This window comes from Vibrio navarrensis (assembly GCF_015767675.1).
Taxonomy (GTDB): domain Bacteria; phylum Pseudomonadota; class Gammaproteobacteria; order Enterobacterales; family Vibrionaceae; genus Vibrio.
The window spans coordinates 1,600,912-1,618,665 of the sequence record NZ_CP065217.1 but is presented as its reverse complement, the minus strand read 5'-3'; the positions used below and the strand labels follow the sequence as shown (position 1 = coordinate 1,618,665).

At 45.7% G+C, this 17,754-nt stretch carries 18 protein-coding genes; 13 read left to right on the top strand and 5 right to left on the bottom strand.

Annotated elements, in window-relative coordinates; translation table 11 throughout:
• The first annotated feature begins 6 nt into the window (after positions 1-6).
• Positions 7-1,428, top strand: coding sequence for a 16S rRNA (cytosine(1407)-C(5))-methyltransferase RsmF (rsmF, locus tag I3X05_RS07405; RefSeq protein ID WP_193157446.1), 1,422 nt, complete (start codon positions 7-9; stop codon positions 1,426-1,428).
• A 228-nt stretch (positions 1,429-1,656) separates the two neighbouring features.
• Here rsmF and I3X05_RS07400 read toward each other — a convergent pair whose 3' ends face one another.
• Entirely contained in the window at positions 1,657-2,493 is an 837-nt protein-coding gene (locus I3X05_RS07400; RefSeq protein WP_193157425.1) for a CvfB family protein, read from the bottom strand.
• Between the two features lie 97 nt (positions 2,494-2,590).
• Between I3X05_RS07400 and I3X05_RS07395 the strand changes: the two genes are divergently transcribed.
• The 3 genes from I3X05_RS07395 (at position 2,591) to I3X05_RS07385 (ending at position 5,483) form a co-directional block, all read left to right on the top strand.
• Positions 2,591-3,946: a hypothetical protein gene (locus tag I3X05_RS07395; RefSeq protein ID WP_337971111.1), complete on the top strand. Its 1,356-nt coding sequence runs from the start codon at positions 2,591-2,593 to the stop codon at positions 3,944-3,946.
• A 183-nt stretch (positions 3,947-4,129) separates the two neighbouring features.
• Entirely contained in the window at positions 4,130-4,897 is a 768-nt protein-coding gene (locus tag I3X05_RS07390) for a hypothetical protein (protein WP_082069672.1), read from the top strand.
• Entirely contained in the window at positions 4,818-5,483 is a 666-nt protein-coding gene (locus I3X05_RS07385; RefSeq protein WP_045570378.1) for a hypothetical protein, read from the top strand. Before I3X05_RS07390 ends, I3X05_RS07385 begins: the two co-directional genes overlap by 80 nt.
• Positions 5,484-5,525: 42 nt before the next feature.
• Here I3X05_RS07385 and I3X05_RS07380 read toward each other — a convergent pair whose 3' ends face one another.
• Positions 5,526-6,002: a PaaI family thioesterase gene (locus I3X05_RS07380; RefSeq protein WP_045570364.1), complete on the bottom strand. Its 477-nt coding sequence runs from the start codon at positions 6,000-6,002 to the stop codon at positions 5,526-5,528.
• A gap of 137 nt (positions 6,003-6,139) precedes the next feature.
• Complete coding sequence (locus tag I3X05_RS07375) at positions 6,140-6,934, bottom strand: putative PEP-binding protein (RefSeq protein ID WP_193157423.1); 795 nt, start codon at positions 6,932-6,934, stop codon at positions 6,140-6,142.
• A 293-nt stretch (positions 6,935-7,227) separates the two neighbouring features.
• Between I3X05_RS07375 and I3X05_RS07370 the strand changes: the two genes are divergently transcribed.
• Positions 7,228-8,280 carry a 3-deoxy-7-phosphoheptulonate synthase gene (locus I3X05_RS07370; RefSeq protein ID WP_045570366.1) on the top strand — a complete coding sequence of 351 codons (1,053 nt, stop codon included), beginning with the start codon at positions 7,228-7,230 and terminating at the stop codon, positions 8,278-8,280.
• Between the two features lie 25 nt (positions 8,281-8,305).
• Positions 8,306-8,788: a YajQ family cyclic di-GMP-binding protein gene (locus I3X05_RS07365; RefSeq protein ID WP_045570367.1), complete on the top strand. Its 483-nt coding sequence runs from the start codon at positions 8,306-8,308 to the stop codon at positions 8,786-8,788.
• A gap of 100 nt (positions 8,789-8,888) precedes the next feature.
• Here the strand turns inward: I3X05_RS07365 and I3X05_RS07360 are convergent, their stop codons facing one another.
• Positions 8,889-9,809: a precorrin-2 dehydrogenase/sirohydrochlorin ferrochelatase family protein gene (locus tag I3X05_RS07360; RefSeq protein WP_045570368.1), complete on the bottom strand. Its 921-nt coding sequence runs from the start codon at positions 9,807-9,809 to the stop codon at positions 8,889-8,891.
• Between the two features lie 456 nt (positions 9,810-10,265).
• Between I3X05_RS07360 and I3X05_RS07355 the strand changes: the two genes are divergently transcribed.
• The 6 genes from I3X05_RS07355 to I3X05_RS07330 all read left to right on the top strand — a co-directional run bounded on the left by I3X05_RS07355 (position 10,266) and on the right by I3X05_RS07330 (position 15,917).
• A complete protein-coding gene (locus I3X05_RS07355; protein ID WP_045570369.1) occupies positions 10,266-11,294 on the top strand; it encodes an amino acid ABC transporter substrate-binding protein in 1,029 nt (342 codons plus the stop codon).
• Positions 11,295-11,371: 77 nt separating this feature from the next.
• Positions 11,372-12,577, top strand: coding sequence for an amino acid ABC transporter permease (locus I3X05_RS07350; RefSeq protein WP_045570370.1), 1,206 nt, complete (start codon positions 11,372-11,374; stop codon positions 12,575-12,577).
• Between the two features lies 1 nt (position 12,578).
• Entirely contained in the window at positions 12,579-13,676 is a 1,098-nt protein-coding gene (locus tag I3X05_RS07345) for an amino acid ABC transporter permease (RefSeq protein WP_045570371.1), read from the top strand.
• Between the two features lie 23 nt (positions 13,677-13,699).
• Positions 13,700-14,449 (top strand): amino acid ABC transporter ATP-binding protein, encoded by a 750-nt coding sequence (locus tag I3X05_RS07340; protein ID WP_193157422.1) that lies wholly within the window; start codon positions 13,700-13,702, stop codon positions 14,447-14,449.
• A gap of 201 nt (positions 14,450-14,650) precedes the next feature.
• A complete protein-coding gene (locus I3X05_RS07335) occupies positions 14,651-15,319 on the top strand; it encodes a Bax inhibitor-1 family protein (RefSeq protein ID WP_045570373.1) in 669 nt (222 codons plus the stop codon).
• A 268-nt stretch (positions 15,320-15,587) separates the two neighbouring features.
• Positions 15,588-15,917, top strand: a complete 330-nt coding sequence (locus I3X05_RS07330; RefSeq protein ID WP_039444504.1) for a TusE/DsrC/DsvC family sulfur relay protein — start codon at positions 15,588-15,590, stop codon at positions 15,915-15,917.
• A gap of 22 nt (positions 15,918-15,939) precedes the next feature.
• On the opposite strand, the gene yccX is transcribed toward I3X05_RS07330, so the two are convergent.
• Positions 15,940-16,212 (bottom strand): acylphosphatase, encoded by a 273-nt coding sequence (gene yccX / locus I3X05_RS07325; protein WP_039426312.1) that lies wholly within the window; start codon positions 16,210-16,212, stop codon positions 15,940-15,942.
• Between the two features lie 88 nt (positions 16,213-16,300).
• Here yccX and I3X05_RS07320 point away from each other — a divergent pair, with 88 nt between their 5' ends.
• Positions 16,301-17,704, top strand: coding sequence for a methyl-accepting chemotaxis protein (locus tag I3X05_RS07320; RefSeq protein WP_045570374.1), 1,404 nt, complete (start codon positions 16,301-16,303; stop codon positions 17,702-17,704).
• Positions 17,705-17,754 lie beyond the last annotated feature (50 nt).

Here is a 17,754-nt window from a genome sequence, read left to right as displayed (position 1 = left end):
ATCACTGTGCATTCTAACGTCTACCTTCCAGACACGTTTCTGGAAAAAATCAAATCCATCCTTCCTACTGGCTTAAACATGGCGGACTTTATCGCTTACTGTCAGCAGCCATTGCGTAAAAGCATTCGCGTTAATACTTTAAAAATTTCAGTCGACGCTTTTTTACAGCGCGCCAAAGAAAAAGGTTGGCAACTCGCTCCTATACCTTGGTGTGAAAGCGGATTCTGGATTATCGCCGACGAGAGTGATGTTCCTCTTGGCAACAGCGCGGAACACATGGCTGGCCTGTTCTACATACAAGAAGCAAGCTCTATGTTGCCAGTCAGCGCACTGTTTATGCATCAGGAAAACTACGCCAGTGTCCTCGACACGGCCGCCGCGCCAGGTTCTAAAACCACTCAAATGGCGGCACTGATGAACAACCAAGGTATTTTGGTCGCCAATGAATATTCCGCCAGTCGCGTAAAAGTGCTACACGCCAACATTGAACGCTGCGGAGTGCGAAATGCCGCGTTGAGCAACTTTGATGGTCGCGTGTTTGGCGGATGGCTACCAGAAAGCTTTGATGCCGTGCTGCTGGATGCGCCTTGCTCTGGTGAAGGTACAGTGCGTAAAGATGAAGATGCAATGAAGAACTGGTCACAAGCCTCGGTGGTAGAAATCGCAGCGACACAGCGCGATTTAATCGAGAGTGCCTTTCAAGCACTAAAACCCGGTGGCGTGATGGTTTACTCAACCTGCACCCTCAGCACAGAAGAAAATCAACAAGTTTGTCATCATCTGAAAAACACCTTTGGCGCCGCAGTCGAGTTTGAAAGCCTGAGCTCTCTTTTCGACGGTGCCGAGAAAGCACTGACCGAAGAAGGCTTTCTGCATGTCTTCCCACAGGTTTATGACAGTGAGGGTTTTTTCGTCGCCAGAATTCGTAAACATCATAGTGTCGAAGCGCCATCCGTGCATAAAAAGCTAGGCAAGTTTCCATTTACCAAGGCGAGCAAAAAAGAACACGCGACGATAGAAAAGGCGCTCAGCGACGATCTCGGCATCGCTCTTCCCTCAGATAGCACTATCTGGCTACGTGAGCGAGATGTTTGGTTGTTTCCTGATGCGCTTGAACCGATGCTGGGCGAACTACGCTTTTCTCGGATGGGGATAAAATTGGCCGAAACCCACAAACACGGCTTCCGCTGGCAACATCAAGTCGCTACCTCATTAGCGACAGGCAGTGAAAAATCAGTGTTCGATCTCAACACAGAGCAGGCACGAGAGTGGTTTATGGGGCGAGATATCTACCCTGAAAATCACAGTGGGAAAGGAGAAGTGATTGTTCGATATAGCGATGCGGTGATCGGCCTAGGTAAATGGGTTTCAAATCGAATTAAAAATGGCTTGCCGCGCGAACTGGTCCGCGATGGCAACTTATTCTGACTTTTATCATTGATGTTTTTAGGCTGATTCCAGAATCAGCCTTTTGTCGTCAATTTGGCTAGCAGCATGCACACCCTGTACTACACTTTTAATTAATGCAGTGTTCTTGTGAAATGACATTCCCTTCATGTCAGTATCCAGCCAAGGACCTCTGTGTTTAGCGCAGGCTCCCTGAGAGCCATTTCCCCTGGGCCCAAAAATGGAACTTTTTGGGCCTTTTTTTGTGACTTATTTCACTAAACGAATGCCATCGGGCTCGATCGTAATAACGCCACTCTTATACAAGCCGCCAATGGTTTTCTTAAACGTCCCCTTGCTGGTACGAAACGCAGCGAAGATCTCTTCCGGGGAAGATTTGTCGTTCAAGGCCAAAAAACCGTCTTTCTTTTGTAGCAGTTGCACCACTTTCTCTGACAAATCATCCATTTTGGCCACGCCCACTTTTTGCAAAGCGAGATCAATCTTGCCATCTTCACGAATGCTTTTTACAAAACCTTTGAGCTTTTTGCCAATGAACAGCTTTCCAAACACATCCGATGGGAAAATCATGCCCCAATGGGCACCATTAACAATCGCCTTGTACCCCAGTTGGCTGTGCTCTGCAATGATCAGCTCAACTTCTTGGTTTTGTGAATAATTGGCAGGTGTTTTGTCCAGTAACTTGTTGAATTTCGTCGTACCAACAATGCGGCCAGACGCTTTGTCTGAATAGACATACACCAAGATGCTTTGCCCCGCGCTTAGGCGGCCACGCTGTTCACTGTAAGGAACCAGCAGATCCTTCTCTTTGATGCCCCAATTGACAAAAGCGCCAGTGCTATTCACGCCTTCCACTCTCATCAAGCCCCACTCGCCCACCTGAGCAATTGGCGTCTCCGTAGTCGCAGCAAGGTGATTATCAGAATCAAAATAGAGAAACACATCCAGTTTGTCGCCAACTTGGCACTCTTGCGGCGCATGTCGATTTGGCAACATCACGCTGCCATACTCATCCCCATCGAGGAAAACACCAAATTCGGTGCGTTTTATTACTTCTAAGTTGTTAATTTGACCAACTTTAATCATTGAATACATCTCACGGCAAATTTGCAGAGATTATACGTTATCTCTGCTATTCTTGCGCAAGTCTCGATACAATTAATTTTCCACAAAGGGTTTTTCGTTGATTTCTGTAGATAAGCAAGATTCCATCACCTTAAAAATCAGCCACATCATGGGCGCGAGTAAAAAGCTGGATCTTGACCTCTATCTCTTCGTTCCGGGTGAACTGGGCCTAACGCCTGAAGTACTATCCGAATCAGAGTTCTACTACACCTCGATGGGGCAAACGCGTTCTTATTTCAGTGATGAGATCCTGCTGCCTCTCGTTCATAGCCGCCTTGCGAAACGGGGGCGGTTATCGAACACGCAATATCGTGTCAGCTTAAGTCTGTTTGCCTATCAGTACGTTGTGGCGCTCGATAAAGCGGTGTCTAAACTCAACGACAGATCAGGTGACAGCGTCACTGAAGATCAAGTTGACCAAGTCATCGAACTGTCGATTGATATTCTCAAGCGCCTGCGTCGTTCGATTCCCTATGAAGAAGTGCTAAAACGCTATTACGTGAATATCGATAATTATCTCTCTTGGTACACCGAACAGAAGTTTTTATCTTTGGTTGCACATCTACCACGTGAAGGGGATTACTCCACGATTAAACAGCGTTTGATCACCTTATGCGAAAAAGAGCAAGCGCACCGCAAACTGAACAAGTACAACTCACCCAATGTGGTGGAAGACACCACCCGCATGACCAACAAGATGCGTTTACTGCGACGCTTAATCGAACACCCGATTATATTGACAGAGAAAACCATCTCGCTAGGCAATAATATTAAACGCATGATCAAAGGTATCGCGACCGGATTAGTGATGGTATTCGTCACCACCACGGTTATTACTGCGCGCGATTATCTTGGCGAAATTTCGGCTTCCTTTATTGTCGCCATGTCAGTCATTTATGCTCTGAGGGAGATCTTCAAAGACGATCTGCGCGATATGATGTGGCGCTGGATCCGTAAAGGCAAACCGAAATGGCGTCGTCAATACATCGACCCGACCACGGGCAAGCAAGTTGGACAAAAGCTCGAGTGGTTTGACTACACCGTTTTTGCCAAACTGCCTGACAGAATTCAAGCCATTCGCAAGAAGCGCGTTGTGCAGCGCGAAGAGCAGATTTTGCATTATCATGCACAAACAGAGATGAGCACATCGAAGTTTCTCAGCGGCTATGAGCAGACTCGGGAAACCTTGAGCATCAGCTTAAGGCCATTTACTCGCTTGATGGATAAAGGCACCAATCGTATTTATCGCCTTAACGAAGGACAAGTCAGTCGCGAATCGATAGAGAAACGCCATCTGTTCAACTTGATCATCAAAGAAAGTAGCCAACAAGGAGAGCCCGTTTACTACCGCTGGAAAATCATCATGAATCGCTCAAAAATCGTTGCCATCGAGAAAATCGAACCCATTGAGTAACAAATCGAACTCTGCTTGCCCATTTCATTCCCAACAGTGCTAAGCTTGTCCTTCTGATGACATACAAGAGCCGATCAGCCGTTTTCTGGCACTTTGTCGCCACAAAATATTCTTACGCTACAATAAAGCACACAGCTGGCTTACAATAGCGGGCAAATTCGTTTGAAGTAGAGAACTATCAAAGTGAGCTCAAAAAACACACATTTAGCTTGGCAAATCATCACTGCGAGCCCAGCAGAAAAACTTGTCCTACTTATGCTCGCTGACAATTCGGATTCTACTGGCTATGTCACCATCAATCTTGAAGAAATGGGCCCGCTGTGCTGTTTATCGACCTTTGGTCTTGCGGAATGCCTTCGCTCCTTGTCGCAGCAACACCTTGTTGAAAAACTTAAAGTTGAGTATCGGCAAGGTGCGGAGTTACATATCTTCAAAGTTCTGCTAAGTTCGGTACAAGCAGACCAATCTGCACCTGCACCTGCACCTGCACCTGCACCTGCACCTGCACCTGCACCTGCACCTGCACCTGCACCACAGACTCAATTCCCTAACTTGCCAATGCAAGCTTTGCAAACTAGGAATCAGACTTTAAATCAGCCGCCTCTAGGAAATACGATTTCCACACACGATCTAGATGAGACCGAGATCCCGATGTGGGCAGAGCGTGCTTTTAAGTTTTCGGGCCTAGTGAGCGAACATGTTTTAGTATGGAAAAAGTTTGTACTTTGGCATAAATCCAAAGCCAGTGAACTGTTAACCATTGCTCGGCTTGAAAACAAACTTCAATATTGGCTAATAAATGAGAAACTCAATGAAAGACAGCAAACGAAAACCTCAGAACATTCAGGAGATAGAAACCAAACTTCGGCAAATGGGTATAAACCAAAGCTTAGCCCATCTGAGCGATTCAGGCAGCAGCTCATTCAGCGAGGAAAAAAGCCAACGTTTTGACCATGCCATCACCGAAGAGAGTAACAACGAGCCTTCAGACTGGTGCCTGCATGTATTTGGCTCTTTTCTAAGTGTTTATGAAACGCAATGGGAATACCAATATGGCAGTTTGCCCACTGGGAAATTCATTGTCTTTGCAGAATCAATCGACCCAAATGGCTTAAATCGAGTCTTAAAACATTGCCACGAGCGCATCCAACTGGGTAACAGTTGGCCACCTCAAATGGGAGAGCTTTGGGTATTACGTGATGCCTTAACCAGTGAAGAGCTGTTAGATAGCCGCCTACGTGTTTTATCCAGAAAGCCAGAAAATAAATTAGAAAAATGGCTAATTCAAAACAAACTTTATGACTTAAGCCGAGTCGCTGAAAACAAACTCGATGCTTTATTTAAGAAGTATTATCTTGAGGCAAAACGCCTTGAAGAACGAGGCGATCTTAAAACAGAGCTGGTTGAATATGCCCTTCCTAGTCATTCGGTGAAAAACCTCAACGACTTACAAAGAGAAGAATATGAAACACGCCATGGAAAGGATCTCAACCCGCGTATCCAAAAAATCATCAATGAGAAAAAGTTAAACTCTTAGCAACGGCGTGGCGGAAATTCAGAATTTTCCGCCACTGACTCATCAGGAACACTTTTTGATAGAGAGTGTCAGATCAAATTGCGCCATCGGCTCGCTCCCGTGCAAAGTGGGACATAACGCGGTAATACGCACATCATGATTGACTCGCTCACCCGTTTCAAGCGTTTGTTGCAACATGCGGTCAATCACATCCCCATCGTGACAGACAAAGTGCACGTCTGCCTCTGGCCGTTTGAGAAATTCCGCTTTCACGCCTTTGAAAGCCAGCGAAATTTTTTCCCCTTGATTGCTCGCTTTGCTCATAGCAAGGAAACCGCCAGCCACGTCAGCACCCACCGCCAACGCACCAAAATACATACTGTTTAGATGATTTTTAGTTCGCTTACGCAGCGGGATTTTGACCTCCACCATTTTTTCATTAATGGCGATGATTTTCGGCCGACAGAGCCAGATCAACGGTACTTTAGTAAAACCGAACATGTTCAGATAGAGATTGGCTTTTTGAATTGGGCTGAGCATCGACATTCTTCCATGAAAACTAGTCAGACCAGTTTGTGCAATCGCACCCACAATGTCAAAGAGTTGTTAATAAAAAAGAGAGCCAGATTAACAACTCATGGCTCTCCCTTGCTATTTATTCGAACACCAGACAATGTTTAGAAGTGGAATAACTCGACGGAGTCCATATCAAGCAATGCCTGTTGTAAACGCGGCCATTTATCCAGATTCGACAACAAAACTAAAGCGGGTTTATTGACAGTGACTGCGGATTTTACCGATTTTTGCACCAGTTCCAGTACCGCATCATTTTGCACATCGTAAGCATGTAGATGTGATGGATTGCTTTGGTCGACGGCAAGCGTGAACTGAGCCAAATTTTCGATATTGATCGCCAACCCATCAAAATAGTGCAGCAGTTTGTCGCTCAGCAGTGCGGCAGAGGGCGTATCAATACTAAAAATCACTTTCAACCCCTGCAAACCACGTGGCAAGCCTTGTTCGGCAAGTAAGTCGATAATGGTCGCCGCATCCGCTAAGGTGCGTACAAAAGGGACGACGACCTCAACGTCCACTCCCTGTGCACGCAACTGCTTGATTGCATCGCACTCTACCGCAAAAATAGGTTTGTAATTCATATCGCAAAAACGCGACACTCCGCGAGCTCCCATCAAAGGGTTAGCTTCCATGCAGTCCGTTTGAACCATGCCTAAAAAGGCGTATTCTGGCAAGGTTAAGTCACTTAGACTCACTCTGACACAAAGTGGCCCTTCGGTTTCATCTGACAATCTAGGTTGTAGCCAGGAAACCCACTCATTGGCTGGCAAGCTTTGGCTGCGATACCAAGCCGAAGTGGAAAAATAGATACGCTTTGAATTTTTTTCTGCCGATTGCGGCAAAACAAAATTCAAACTCAGTGCGGGATGAATGCTTCCCTGAACAAAATGCTCCATGACGACTCCAATTGTGTAGTTATGTGACCGACGATACCGAGCTTAAAAACAAGTTTCAAGTATATTTATTCATATTTTAAACATATTAAGTCACTGATTGGCCATACAAAGACGGGAAAGAAATTTGCGTGCTATCTAACGAGAACCAAAAGTGAGCACAAAGACCACCTATCTCCTTCACTTGTTTACAGTTTACAACGCAATTAGATTGATAAGTTTACGGCTAAATGGTTTATTCCTTGGTGCAATTCCGTTATCTTTACCGCTTCGCAATAAAAGAACAAAGCTATCACATGCCACTAAAAACCGATGAATTGAGAACCCAACCTCTGGGTCCAATGCCTACCCCTGCAGAGCTGAGCAGTGCACATCCAATCACTGATGATGTGGCAGAACGAATCGCTCAGTCACGTAGACAAATTGAAGATATTTTGACAGGAAAAGACAACCGTCTTCTGGTGATTGTCGGCCCTTGTTCGGTGCACGATACCGACGCGGCGATCGACTATGCCAAACGTCTCAGCCAAATTCAGGATCAATATCGCAACGAGCTATTCATTGTGATGCGTACCTACTTCGAAAAGCCTCGTACTGTAGTGGGCTGGAAAGGGCTGATCACCGACCCGAACTTAGACGGCTCTTACGCGCTAGAAGCCGGCCTTCACAAGGCAAGAAAACTGCTATTGGATATCAACAAACTTGGCTTGGCAACAGCAACCGAGTTTCTTGACATGATCACAGGTCAATACATCGCGGACCTCATCACTTGGGGCGCTATTGGGGCAAGAACCACAGAGTCTCAAATCCATCGAGAAATGGCTTCAGCCCTCTCCTGTCCAGTTGGGTTTAAGAATGGCACAAACGGTAACGTGAAAATCGCGATAGATGCCATTCGCGCGTCCAAGGCTTCTCACTACTTCTACTCGCCTGACAAAAATGGCCGCATGACCGTCTACCGCACCAGCGGTAACCCATTTGGACACATTATCTTACGTGGTGGTGACACTGGGCCAAACTTCGATGCACAGTCGGTAGAAAATGCGTGTAAAGCGCTGGCCGAATTTGATTTGCCGCAGCGCCTCATCGTTGACTTTAGCCATGCCAACTGTGAGAAGCAGCACCGTAAACAGCTCGATGTCGCGAAAGACATTTGCGCTCAAATTCGCGCGGGCAGCACTTACGTGGCAGGTATTATGGCTGAAAGCTTTATTGAAGAAGGCAACCAGCCAATGACAGATTTGAACAATCTGCATTACGGCCAATCCATTACTGACCCATGTTTAGGCTGGGCAGATACCGAACAGATGCTGGAGCTTTTAGCTCAAGCGGTAAAAGAAAGCAGATAAGATTGTAAATTAAGGATCGTAAACCATGCCGTCATTTGACATTGTTTCTGAAATCGACATCGTTGAATTGCGTAACGCAGTAGATAACTCAAACCGTGAACTTTCTACTCGTTTTGATTTTCGCAACGTAAAAGCCAGTTTTGAGCTGGTTGAGGAAACGGTGAAAGTTTCCGCTGAAGGTGATTTTCAGCTCAAACAGATGCGCGACATTTTGCGTGGACATCTTGCAAAACGTGGAGTTGACGCCAATTCGATGGATGCCAAACAATCCGAACAAACTGGCAAAAACTGGCATCAGGACATTGTGTTTCTGCAAGGTATTGACACTCCAATGGCGAAAAAGATCGTTAAGCTGATTAAAGACTCCAAGATGAAAGTTCAGGCGTCAATTCAAGGTGACAAAGTTCGTGTGACTGGTAAAAAGCGGGACGACCTGCAAGAAGCGATCGCCGCGATTCGTGCCGCAGAGCTAGGGCAACCTTTCCAGTTCAATAACTTTCGCGACTAAGTACGCACTGAGTATGCAAAGTTCAATCGCATCTCGCTGCTAGCGACCAATAAAAAGCCTCTCGCGAGGCTTTTTTGTTCGTTCACTTCCTACCTAATTCCTAGATAACCAAATCCGCTCCTTGCATAAAATTAAATGCCTGACTGCTCTTAGGAAACAGAATGCACAGGTTACGGTATTCGCCTCGGCTTTGGTTTACCATTTCGGCTAACTGTGCGGAATCGCTATAGCTGCGTCGGTTCGCATCACGCCGCACCATTTCCAAAAATCCCTTCTCAAGCTCAGACCAATACAGCACCATCTCTGCTTTTTGCATATAACGCAGTGCTTTAATAGGCAGGAGTTCGACATCCTCGCTACAACGTATCCAAACACATTGACAACCTTGCTCAAACGGTGAGCGAGTTGCTTCAGAAAACACTTGTTCCAATTGACGATTGTTTTTTGCCTCTTGTACATCATTTCGAGCAAAAAATTGCTCCCAGAAGACTCGACGTTCCTCAACACTTGGCAGTAAAGACTTGATCGCACTGCGTTTTGACTCTGCAAAGTCGGCCAATAAGCTCAAATTTTGCGGCAATAGTGCTTCCAGTGACTCGCGAATATTACGAATAAGTACAGGCGACGAGCCGCCACTGGAAATCGCAATTTGGATCCGACCACGGTTGATCATAGACGGAGTAATAAAGTCGCAATACGGTTTGTCATCCACCACGTTGACCAACACATTGTGGGCTTTCGCGTCACGGTAAACCTGATGATTGAGCTCGGGGTTATCCGTCGTCGCCCACACTTGGACGTAATGCCGGTTAATTAATTCAGAAGAGTAAAAGCTCTTCAGCCAATAGCACTCTCCGCTTTTCACCACATCCAGCAGCTCTTCAACTAGGCTTGGAGAGACAATCGTCACTTTAGCACCCGCTTTCAGCAACGCTTCAATCTTTCGGCTTGCTACCTCGCCACCACCAACAACGAGCACAGGTTTGTTTTCCAGATCCATGAAAAGAGGAAAATATCGCATTTCAATCCTTGTTTGTTCTATCTGTCTGAAGCGTCATCCTAGCAGATTTGGTGCATTGATATCACTAAGCGTGCCAACAACAAATAATTTTTGTTCAAATTTCCAGCCATGTTCAGAATATAGTTTCAAGATGATTCTTAGGATCGCTCTTTTTGACCATATTATTAGAAGTGTAAATAACAAACACTCTGTTGCACCGCAGTGGTACCTCATTGCACTATTTACATTAGATTAACATTTGTTCATTCTAGTTACCGCAGGGTTTGTGAGTTCTCTCAAAATTCTTTTTAAATTATATATTTGAGAATTCGAAAATCCTTTCCTACGCTTATAAATAATTGATTTCCAAATGCCGTTTAAAATGGAAATCAAGCACATAGGGCACACACAACACAGATTGAGCACGTTGTATCGGGTGTCACCTGGTTAAACTTGGATCATACAGGAAGGATACAAATGGCAAATAAATTAACGGTTCTTGCTTCCGTCGTAGCGGCTTCTACTGCAGTTATGTCGTCAAATGCATTTGCAGCAGATAGCACATTGGATAAAGTCACTAAACAAGGTTATTTGGCTTGTGGTGTGAGTACTGGTCTCCCAGGCTTCTCTAACCCTAATGCAAAGGGTGAATGGGAAGGTATCGACGTAGAATATTGTCAAGCCATCGCCGCTGCTGTACTGGGTGATAAAACAAAAGTTAAGTATGTTCCACTCACCGCGAAAGAGCGTTTTACTGCATTGCAATCTGGCGAGATCGATGTTCTTTCTCGCAACACCACTTGGACACTGCATCGCGACACAGCATTGGGGCTTAACTTTGTCGGCGTAAACTATTACGACGGTCAAGGCTTCATGGTGAAAAAAGAGTTAGGAATCAAGAGTGCAAAAGAGTTGGATGGCGCTTCCGTGTGCGTTCAATCGGGTACAACAACCGAGCTAAACTTGGCAGACTACTTCCGCAACAGCGGTATGAAGTACAAACCTGTTGTATTTGATACTGCAGCGCAAACTTCCAAAGGCTTTGACGCTGGTCGTTGTGACGTGTTAACCACTGACCAATCAGGTCTGTACGCGCTGCGTCTCAACCTAGAGAACCCAAGCTCAGCGGTTGTACTGCCTGAGATCATTTCCAAAGAACCCCTTGGCCCTGTTGTTCGTCAAGGTGACGACCAGTGGTTCAACATCGCGAAATGGACTCTAAATGCAATGATCAACGCCGAGGAATACGGCATTACATCCCAAAACGCAGAGCAAATGCTTAAATCTGACGATCCAAACATCAAACGTATTTTGGGTGTCGATGGTCCGAAAGGCAAAGGTTTAGGCATCCGTGACGACTGGGGCTACCAAGTTGTCAAACAAGTAGGTAACTACGGCGAAAGCTTCGAACGCACTGTAGGTATGGGTTCACCACTGCAGATCGCTCGTGGCGTTAACGCCCTTTGGAATGCCGGCGGCTTTATGTACGCGCCACCAATCCGTTAATGATAAGAGTCTAGCTAAGAATGGGCGGTATGTGATGCCGCCCTTTTTCTAAGTAATGGATTAGAGGTTATAGCTGTATGAAACCCGACAATAAATCACTTTCCACAGGAGCTGGAAAGCCAGCTTCGGGCACCAATTTGTTTTACAACCCCACTTTTCGCTCGGTGCTGTTTCAGATCCTAGCCATACTGGCTCTGGTCTTCTTCTTTTACACCATAGTAAACAACGCACTCACCAACTTGGAGTCACGCGGTATCGCAACGGGTTTTGACTTTTTAAGTCAAGAAGCCGGATTCGGTATCGGTCTCACTTTGATTGAGTATGACGAGACCCACTCTTACGGTACGACGTTTATTGTAGGTTTACTTAATACAGCGTTAGTATCGTTTCTTGGTATTATCGTTGCGACTTTTCTCGGATTTGTTATCGGCATCGCACGTTTGTCAACAAACTGGTTAGTAAGCCGTTTTGCCGCCGTCTATATCGAGACCTTTCGTAATATTCCGCTGCTGTTGCAGATCTTCTTCTGGTACTTTGCGGTCTTACAGGCGCTTCCGTCACCAAGGGAAAGCATCAGCTTAGGCGAATATGTTTTCCTCAACGTAAGAGGACTGTTTTTCCCCAAACCGATCTTTGAATCGGGCAGTGCATTCGTCTTCGCCGCTTTAATTTCTGGTGTGTTGGCGACTATTTTTATTGGTATTTGGGCGAAAAACAAACAAAAGCTCAGTGGTCAACAAACCCCGATGGGTCGCATCGCCTTTTCTTTAGTGATAGTGCTACCAGTATTAGTTTACTTTATTGCTGGCTCGCCAATTGCGTTTGAATATCCTGAACTCAAAGGCTTTAACTTTCGTGGTGGCATCAGCATTATTCCTGAACTAGCTGCTTTACTGGTCGCTCTCAGTATCTATACTGCGGCGTTTATTGCCGAAATTGTTCGCTCGGGCATTAATGCCGTTAACCATGGTCAGACTGAAGCCGCGATGTCTCTAGGCTTACCTCGAGCGCGCACTTTAAAGCTGGTTATCATCCCTCAAGCGCTGAGAATTATTATTCCGCCGCTGACTAGCCAGTACTTGAACCTGACCAAAAACTCCTCACTTGCTATGGCGATTGGTTATCCTGACTTGGTCTCTGTCTTTGCAGGTACAACATTGAACCAAACCGGACAAGCGATTGAGATCATTGCGATGACCATGGCGGTTTATCTGACGTTAAGTCTTTTAACTTCAGCCTTGATGAACCTTTACAACAAAAAAGTTGCCCTGGTGGAGAGATAATATGCGAGTACATCAATTTCAACCGAATCTGCCGCCGCCAGCAAACACTGTGGGGATTATTGGTTGGCTGCGAAAAAACCTGTTTAATGGCCCCATTAACTCGATTGTCACCGTCATTCTGGCCTATTTTGCACTGTCAGCACTTTGGCATATCGTGGATTGGGCGATCATCAGCGCCGATTGGTCTGGTTTAACCAGAGACGACTGCACACGCGAAGGGGCATGCTGGGTATTTATCAGCGTTCGCTGGGAACAGTTTATGTATGGCTTCTACCCTCAAGCTGAGTTGTGGCGCCCTCGCCTTTTCTATGCGTCTTTAGCAATTTTCACTGTGCTTTTAGCTTATGAAAAAACACCAAAACGTACTTGGATTTGGCTCTTTTTCGTCAACATCTACCCATTTATTATCGCTGCGCTGCTATACGGTGGCATATTTGGCCTAGAAGTGGTCGAAACCCATAAATGGGGAGGCTTGTTAGTCACACTGATCATTGCACTGGTTGGCATCGTTGTTTCACTGCCTATTGGCGTCGCCTTGGCACTAGGAAGACGCTCAGATATGCCGATTATTCGCAGTATGTGTACCGTCTATATCGAGGTATGGCGTGGGGTGCCGCTGATTACCGTACTATTCATGGCGTCAGTCATGCTACCTCTGTTCTTGTCTGAAGGCTCTGAGACAGACAAACTGATCCGTGCATTGATAGGCGTGGTCATGTTCAGCGCAGCCTATATGGCAGAAGTGGTTCGTGGTGGTTTGCAAGCCATTCCCAAAGGCCAATATGAAGCGGCTGATGCGCTTGGTTTGAGCTACTGGAAGAAAACGGGGCTGATTATTCTTCCTCAGGCACTGAAGATTACTATCCCCTCAATCGTGAACACCTTTATCGGGCTTTTCAAAGACACCAGCCTGGTACTCATCATCGGCATGTTCGATGTGTTAGGCATCGGGCAAGCAGCCAATACTGACCCCGAATGGCTCGGTTTTGCAACCGAAAGTTATGTATTTGTCGCGTTAGTGTTCTGGGTATTTTGTTTTGGCATGTCGAGATATTCGATATGGTTGGAAAACAAACTACACACTGGTCACAAACGATAACTCTGTAAGCTCAAGGACGTATTATGACGCAACAACAAGATTACATGATCCAACTGAAGGATATGAACAAGTGGTACGGTGAGTTTCACGTACTAAAGAACATCAATTTGAATGTCAAAAAGGGCGAAAAAATCGTCATTTGTGGCCCGTCCGGCTCTGGTAAGTCCACCATGATCCGCTGCATCAACCGCTTGGAAGAACACCAAGCAGGGCAAATTATCGTTTCTGGCACGGAATTGACCGAGGACTTAAAAAATATTGAAGCGGTGAGAAAAGAAGTCGGCATGTGTTTCCAGCACTTTAACCTCTTCCCTCACCTCACTGTTTTAGAAAACTGCACACTGGCGCCAATTTGGGTAAAAAAAATGCCGAAAGAAGAAGCAGAAGCGGTCGCGATGAAATATCTCGAACGAGTCAGAATTCCAGAGCAAGCAGACAAGTATCCCGGTCAGCTCTCAGGCGGGCAACAGCAGCGCGTTGCGATTGCAAGATCGCTGTGCATGAGCCCTAAAGTCATGCTGTTTGACGAACCAACCTCAGCACTGGACCCAGAAATGGTGCGTGAGGTATTAGACGTTATGGTTGAACTGGCTGAAGAAGGGATGACCATGCTTTGTGTTACCCACGAAATGGGGTTTGCCAAAGAAGTCGCAGACAGAGTGATATTCATGGATGCAGGTGAAATCATTGAAGAAAACAATCCGAAAGATTTCTTCGAAAATCCGCAATCTGATCGAACTCAGAATTTCCTCGCACAAATACTCCATCATTAATGCATAGAAAACCAAGAGGTGTTGCGAAACACCTCTTTTTCTTTTGCATATTCGCAATAAAGTGTTACAACTTAAGTAATACATAAGTTACTATTTCTACTATTATTTTGCCTAGTTAGGTACAACGTCAGGCTTGATTTTTGGAACTATCGGCCTCATAAATGTACATATAAGTAAACCGATCTTTTTAAGAGGAAGATTATGAACAGTCCAATGTTTTCTCGTACAACAAGTATGGAAAGTACACTTCAGACAAATAAAGTACTGAAGAATACCTATTTCCTACTATCCATGACCTTAGTAACCAGTGCTATTGCAGCAATGGCAACGATGGCAATGGGTATTTCGCCAATCGTAGCGCTCGTCATGCAACTCGCCGCGATTGGTATCTTGTTTTTTGCACTGCCGCGTAGCATTAACTCGTCAATGGGGATCGTCTGGACATTTGTCTTTACAACCCTAATGGGCGGTGCATTAGGCCCGATGCTAACCTACTACGCTTCGATTCCTAGCGGCCCAACCATCATCGCACAAGCGCTAGGTTTAACCGGTATGGTGTTTCTTGGCCTTTCTGCCTACACCATCACCAGCAAAAAAGATTTCTCTTTTATGCGTAACTTCCTGGTGGCAGGTTTGATCATTGTTATCGTCGCCGCCATCATCAACATCTTTGTGGGTTCGACACTGGGTCAGTTGGTCATCAGTAGCGTTTCTGCACTGGTTTTCTCTGGCTTTATTCTGTACGACACTAGCCGTATCGTACGTGGAGAAGAAACCAACTACGTCAGCGCAACCATCTCGATGTACTTGAACATCCTCAACTTGTTCACTAGTTTGCTAAGTATTCTTGGCATCATGAATGACGATTAATATCGTTTTAAACATAAAAAGCCCGATCTCGGGCTTTTTTATGTGCAGATTTTAAATTTATTAGCATTATTATTGCTACCCACCCCGAAAACTTTCTAACTCACTCGCATATATATGCAATTTAAACTTCTAAAACGCCCTTTTGAACGACGCATTAAATTTAACCATTCAATTCAATCTGAACAAACTTCGGTTGAGCTATCGACGAAGACTAGGCTACTCTACCCTTCTTTGTCACTACTTGTCGAAACAACGACGGATAACCACCATGTTTGTTTATAACGGAAAAGAAATTGAAACTGATGCTCAAGGCTACCTGCTCGATCACACGGTGTGGGATGAAGGCATGATCGCCATACTCGCGGAGCAAGAAGGGATTGAATTGACCGATGCACATTTGGAAGTGATCCACTTTGTTCGCAACTTTTATCTGGAATTTAACACCTCTCCTGCGGTAAGAATGCTGGTAAAAGCGATGGAAAAAGCGCATGGCCCAGAAAAAGGAAACAGCAAATACTTATTTAAGCTTTTTAAGCAAGGGCCGGCAAAACAAGCCACTAAATTGGCTGGATTGCCTAAACCCGCAAAATGTTTATAAGCGCTCTTGTAGCCAAGACTGGCTACAAGATTTCGAAGCCATCAAAGTCTCGATAAACACTCTCTTCTCGGCTCAATGCATCAACTTGTGCCGTTTTTGGTCCGTGGGTCAACCAACGAGCAAATGCCTCAAGGCTTTCTTCTTCGCCGCAAGCGATCACTTCAACATTGCCGTTGTGCAGATTCTTTGCATAGCCGACTAACCCCAGCTTCAACCCTTGATGTGACGTGTGATAGCGAAAGCCAACGCCCTGAACTATGCCCGAGACCACAAATTTCTCGCATCGTTTTGTCATCCGTATACCTCTCCGTTTTTTTGAGTGATATATTTATCAACTCTATTCACCCCACAAAGGACAGTGGGTCACTACGAGTATAATAATTATGAAAGAAATTCCATTTCGTTGGATTGATAAGTATCTCATCCACTTAAAAATTCAAGAAAAATTCTATTTGCTCTTCCTCCTCCCAGTTTTAGCATTATTGATGCTAACTTTTGTTCTCACCAATGCCGCAGATGCGATGCTAAATGAAGCGTATCAAGATCAGCTCATGCTGGTTAAAGGTCTGATTGAATCGGGAAATTTGACGCGCAATCAAGTCGCTGAACTGCTCTCCGCTTACCCTGCGATTGCAATTGGCAACGGAAAAGACGCGGTTTCGGTGATGAATGGCGCGTTTAGTCTGGTCTCTTCACAGCAGGGCAATTTGTTATCGGCACTTTCAAGTACGCATCTCACTATTATTCTCGGTTCGCTGTTTGTTTTGGCGATGGGTGTCTACTACATCATGACCTTTATTGGCGGCGCGATGTTTACCATGAATAAAGCGCTGAGCACCTTAGCCAGTGGCGATCTCACTGCCCGTATGAACTTCTTTCTGGTGAGAGATGAGTTCAGCACCATTGCGATCACCATCGATAAAGTGGCAGAGCGTGAGCAAAAAATGGTGTTGTCTATCCAAGAATCCGTCGCTTTGATGCAGCAGATCAGCTCAGACTTGAACCAGTCGATGCATAAAAGCTCTGACATTTCAGGCACTCAGCAAGAGCACCTCAATTCTCTAGCCAGTGCCACAGAACAGATGGCGTCGACTATACGTGAAGTCGCCAATTTGGCGCATGATTCCAGCACTCAAACGGAAGATGCACGTAGCGTGGCGCAATCTGGTCAAGTAAAAGTGGTGAACACCTTGAGTTCGATTTCTAAACTATCGACAGAAATTCAATCTGCTTCTCAGGCAGTAGAAGAGCTCGATGCCAATGCAGCGCAGATCGATGAAGTGGTCACCACCATCAACGGCATTTCAGAGCAAACTAACCTATTGGCTCTCAACGCCGCGATAGAAGCCGCACGTGCAGGTGAACAAGGGCGTGGTTTTGCGGTCGTGGCGGATGAGGTTCGTGCGTTAGCGGGAAGAACTCAGAAAGCAACCGTCGAAATTCAATCCATGATTGAAGCATTACAACGTAACAGCCAGTCATTAACCAAGCTGATGGAAGTCACCGTGAGCAATGCCAGCCAAGGGCAAGCGTTGATGTCGGAAGTGAATCATGAAATCGCCTCGCTCGCTGATAAGAACCAAACTATCTCCGATAGTAGCTTGCAAATTGCAACGGCGGCTGAAGAGCAAGGCGTCGTGGCAGATAATATTGCCGCAAGCGTGGAGGAAATACGTCATCAGTCCAATCAGGTTTGCGAAATGATCACCATGACATCACGTAATGTCGAGCAACTTCGCACACAAAGTGATGCAATGGAAAGCTTGCTCACTGGGCTAAAAGCTTAACGATAGTCCTAGTTAATCAGGCCGCATAACGCGGCCTTTTTGTTATTTGC

Coding starts and splice junctions, on each gene's coding strand:
- I3X05_RS07375 (WP_193157423.1), bottom strand. CDS start 6,934: ATGGAGCATTTTGTTCAGGGAAGCATTCATCCCGCACTGAGTTTGAAT.
- I3X05_RS07360 (WP_045570368.1), bottom strand. CDS start 9,809: ATGCGATATTTTCCTCTTTTCATGGATCTGGAAAACAAACCTGTGCTC.
- I3X05_RS07385 (WP_045570378.1), top strand. CDS start 4,818: ATGGGTATAAACCAAAGCTTAGCCCATCTGAGCGATTCAGGCAGCAGC.
- I3X05_RS07345 (WP_045570371.1), top strand. CDS start 12,579: ATGCGAGTACATCAATTTCAACCGAATCTGCCGCCGCCAGCAAACACT.
- I3X05_RS07400 (WP_193157425.1), bottom strand. CDS start 2,493: ATGATTAAAGTTGGTCAAATTAACAACTTAGAAGTAATAAAACGCACC.
- I3X05_RS07370 (WP_045570366.1), top strand. CDS start 7,228: ATGCCACTAAAAACCGATGAATTGAGAACCCAACCTCTGGGTCCAATG.
- I3X05_RS07330 (WP_039444504.1), top strand. CDS start 15,588: ATGTTTGTTTATAACGGAAAAGAAATTGAAACTGATGCTCAAGGCTAC.
- I3X05_RS07320 (WP_045570374.1), top strand. CDS start 16,301: ATGAAAGAAATTCCATTTCGTTGGATTGATAAGTATCTCATCCACTTA.
- I3X05_RS07380 (WP_045570364.1), bottom strand. CDS start 6,002: ATGCTCAGCCCAATTCAAAAAGCCAATCTCTATCTGAACATGTTCGGT.
- I3X05_RS07335 (WP_045570373.1), top strand. CDS start 14,651: ATGAACAGTCCAATGTTTTCTCGTACAACAAGTATGGAAAGTACACTT.
- yccX (WP_039426312.1), bottom strand. CDS start 16,212: ATGACAAAACGATGCGAGAAATTTGTGGTCTCGGGCATAGTTCAGGGC.
- I3X05_RS07365 (WP_045570367.1), top strand. CDS start 8,306: ATGCCGTCATTTGACATTGTTTCTGAAATCGACATCGTTGAATTGCGT.
- I3X05_RS07350 (WP_045570370.1), top strand. CDS start 11,372: ATGAAACCCGACAATAAATCACTTTCCACAGGAGCTGGAAAGCCAGCT.
- I3X05_RS07340 (WP_193157422.1), top strand. CDS start 13,700: ATGACGCAACAACAAGATTACATGATCCAACTGAAGGATATGAACAAG.
- I3X05_RS07355 (WP_045570369.1), top strand. CDS start 10,266: ATGGCAAATAAATTAACGGTTCTTGCTTCCGTCGTAGCGGCTTCTACT.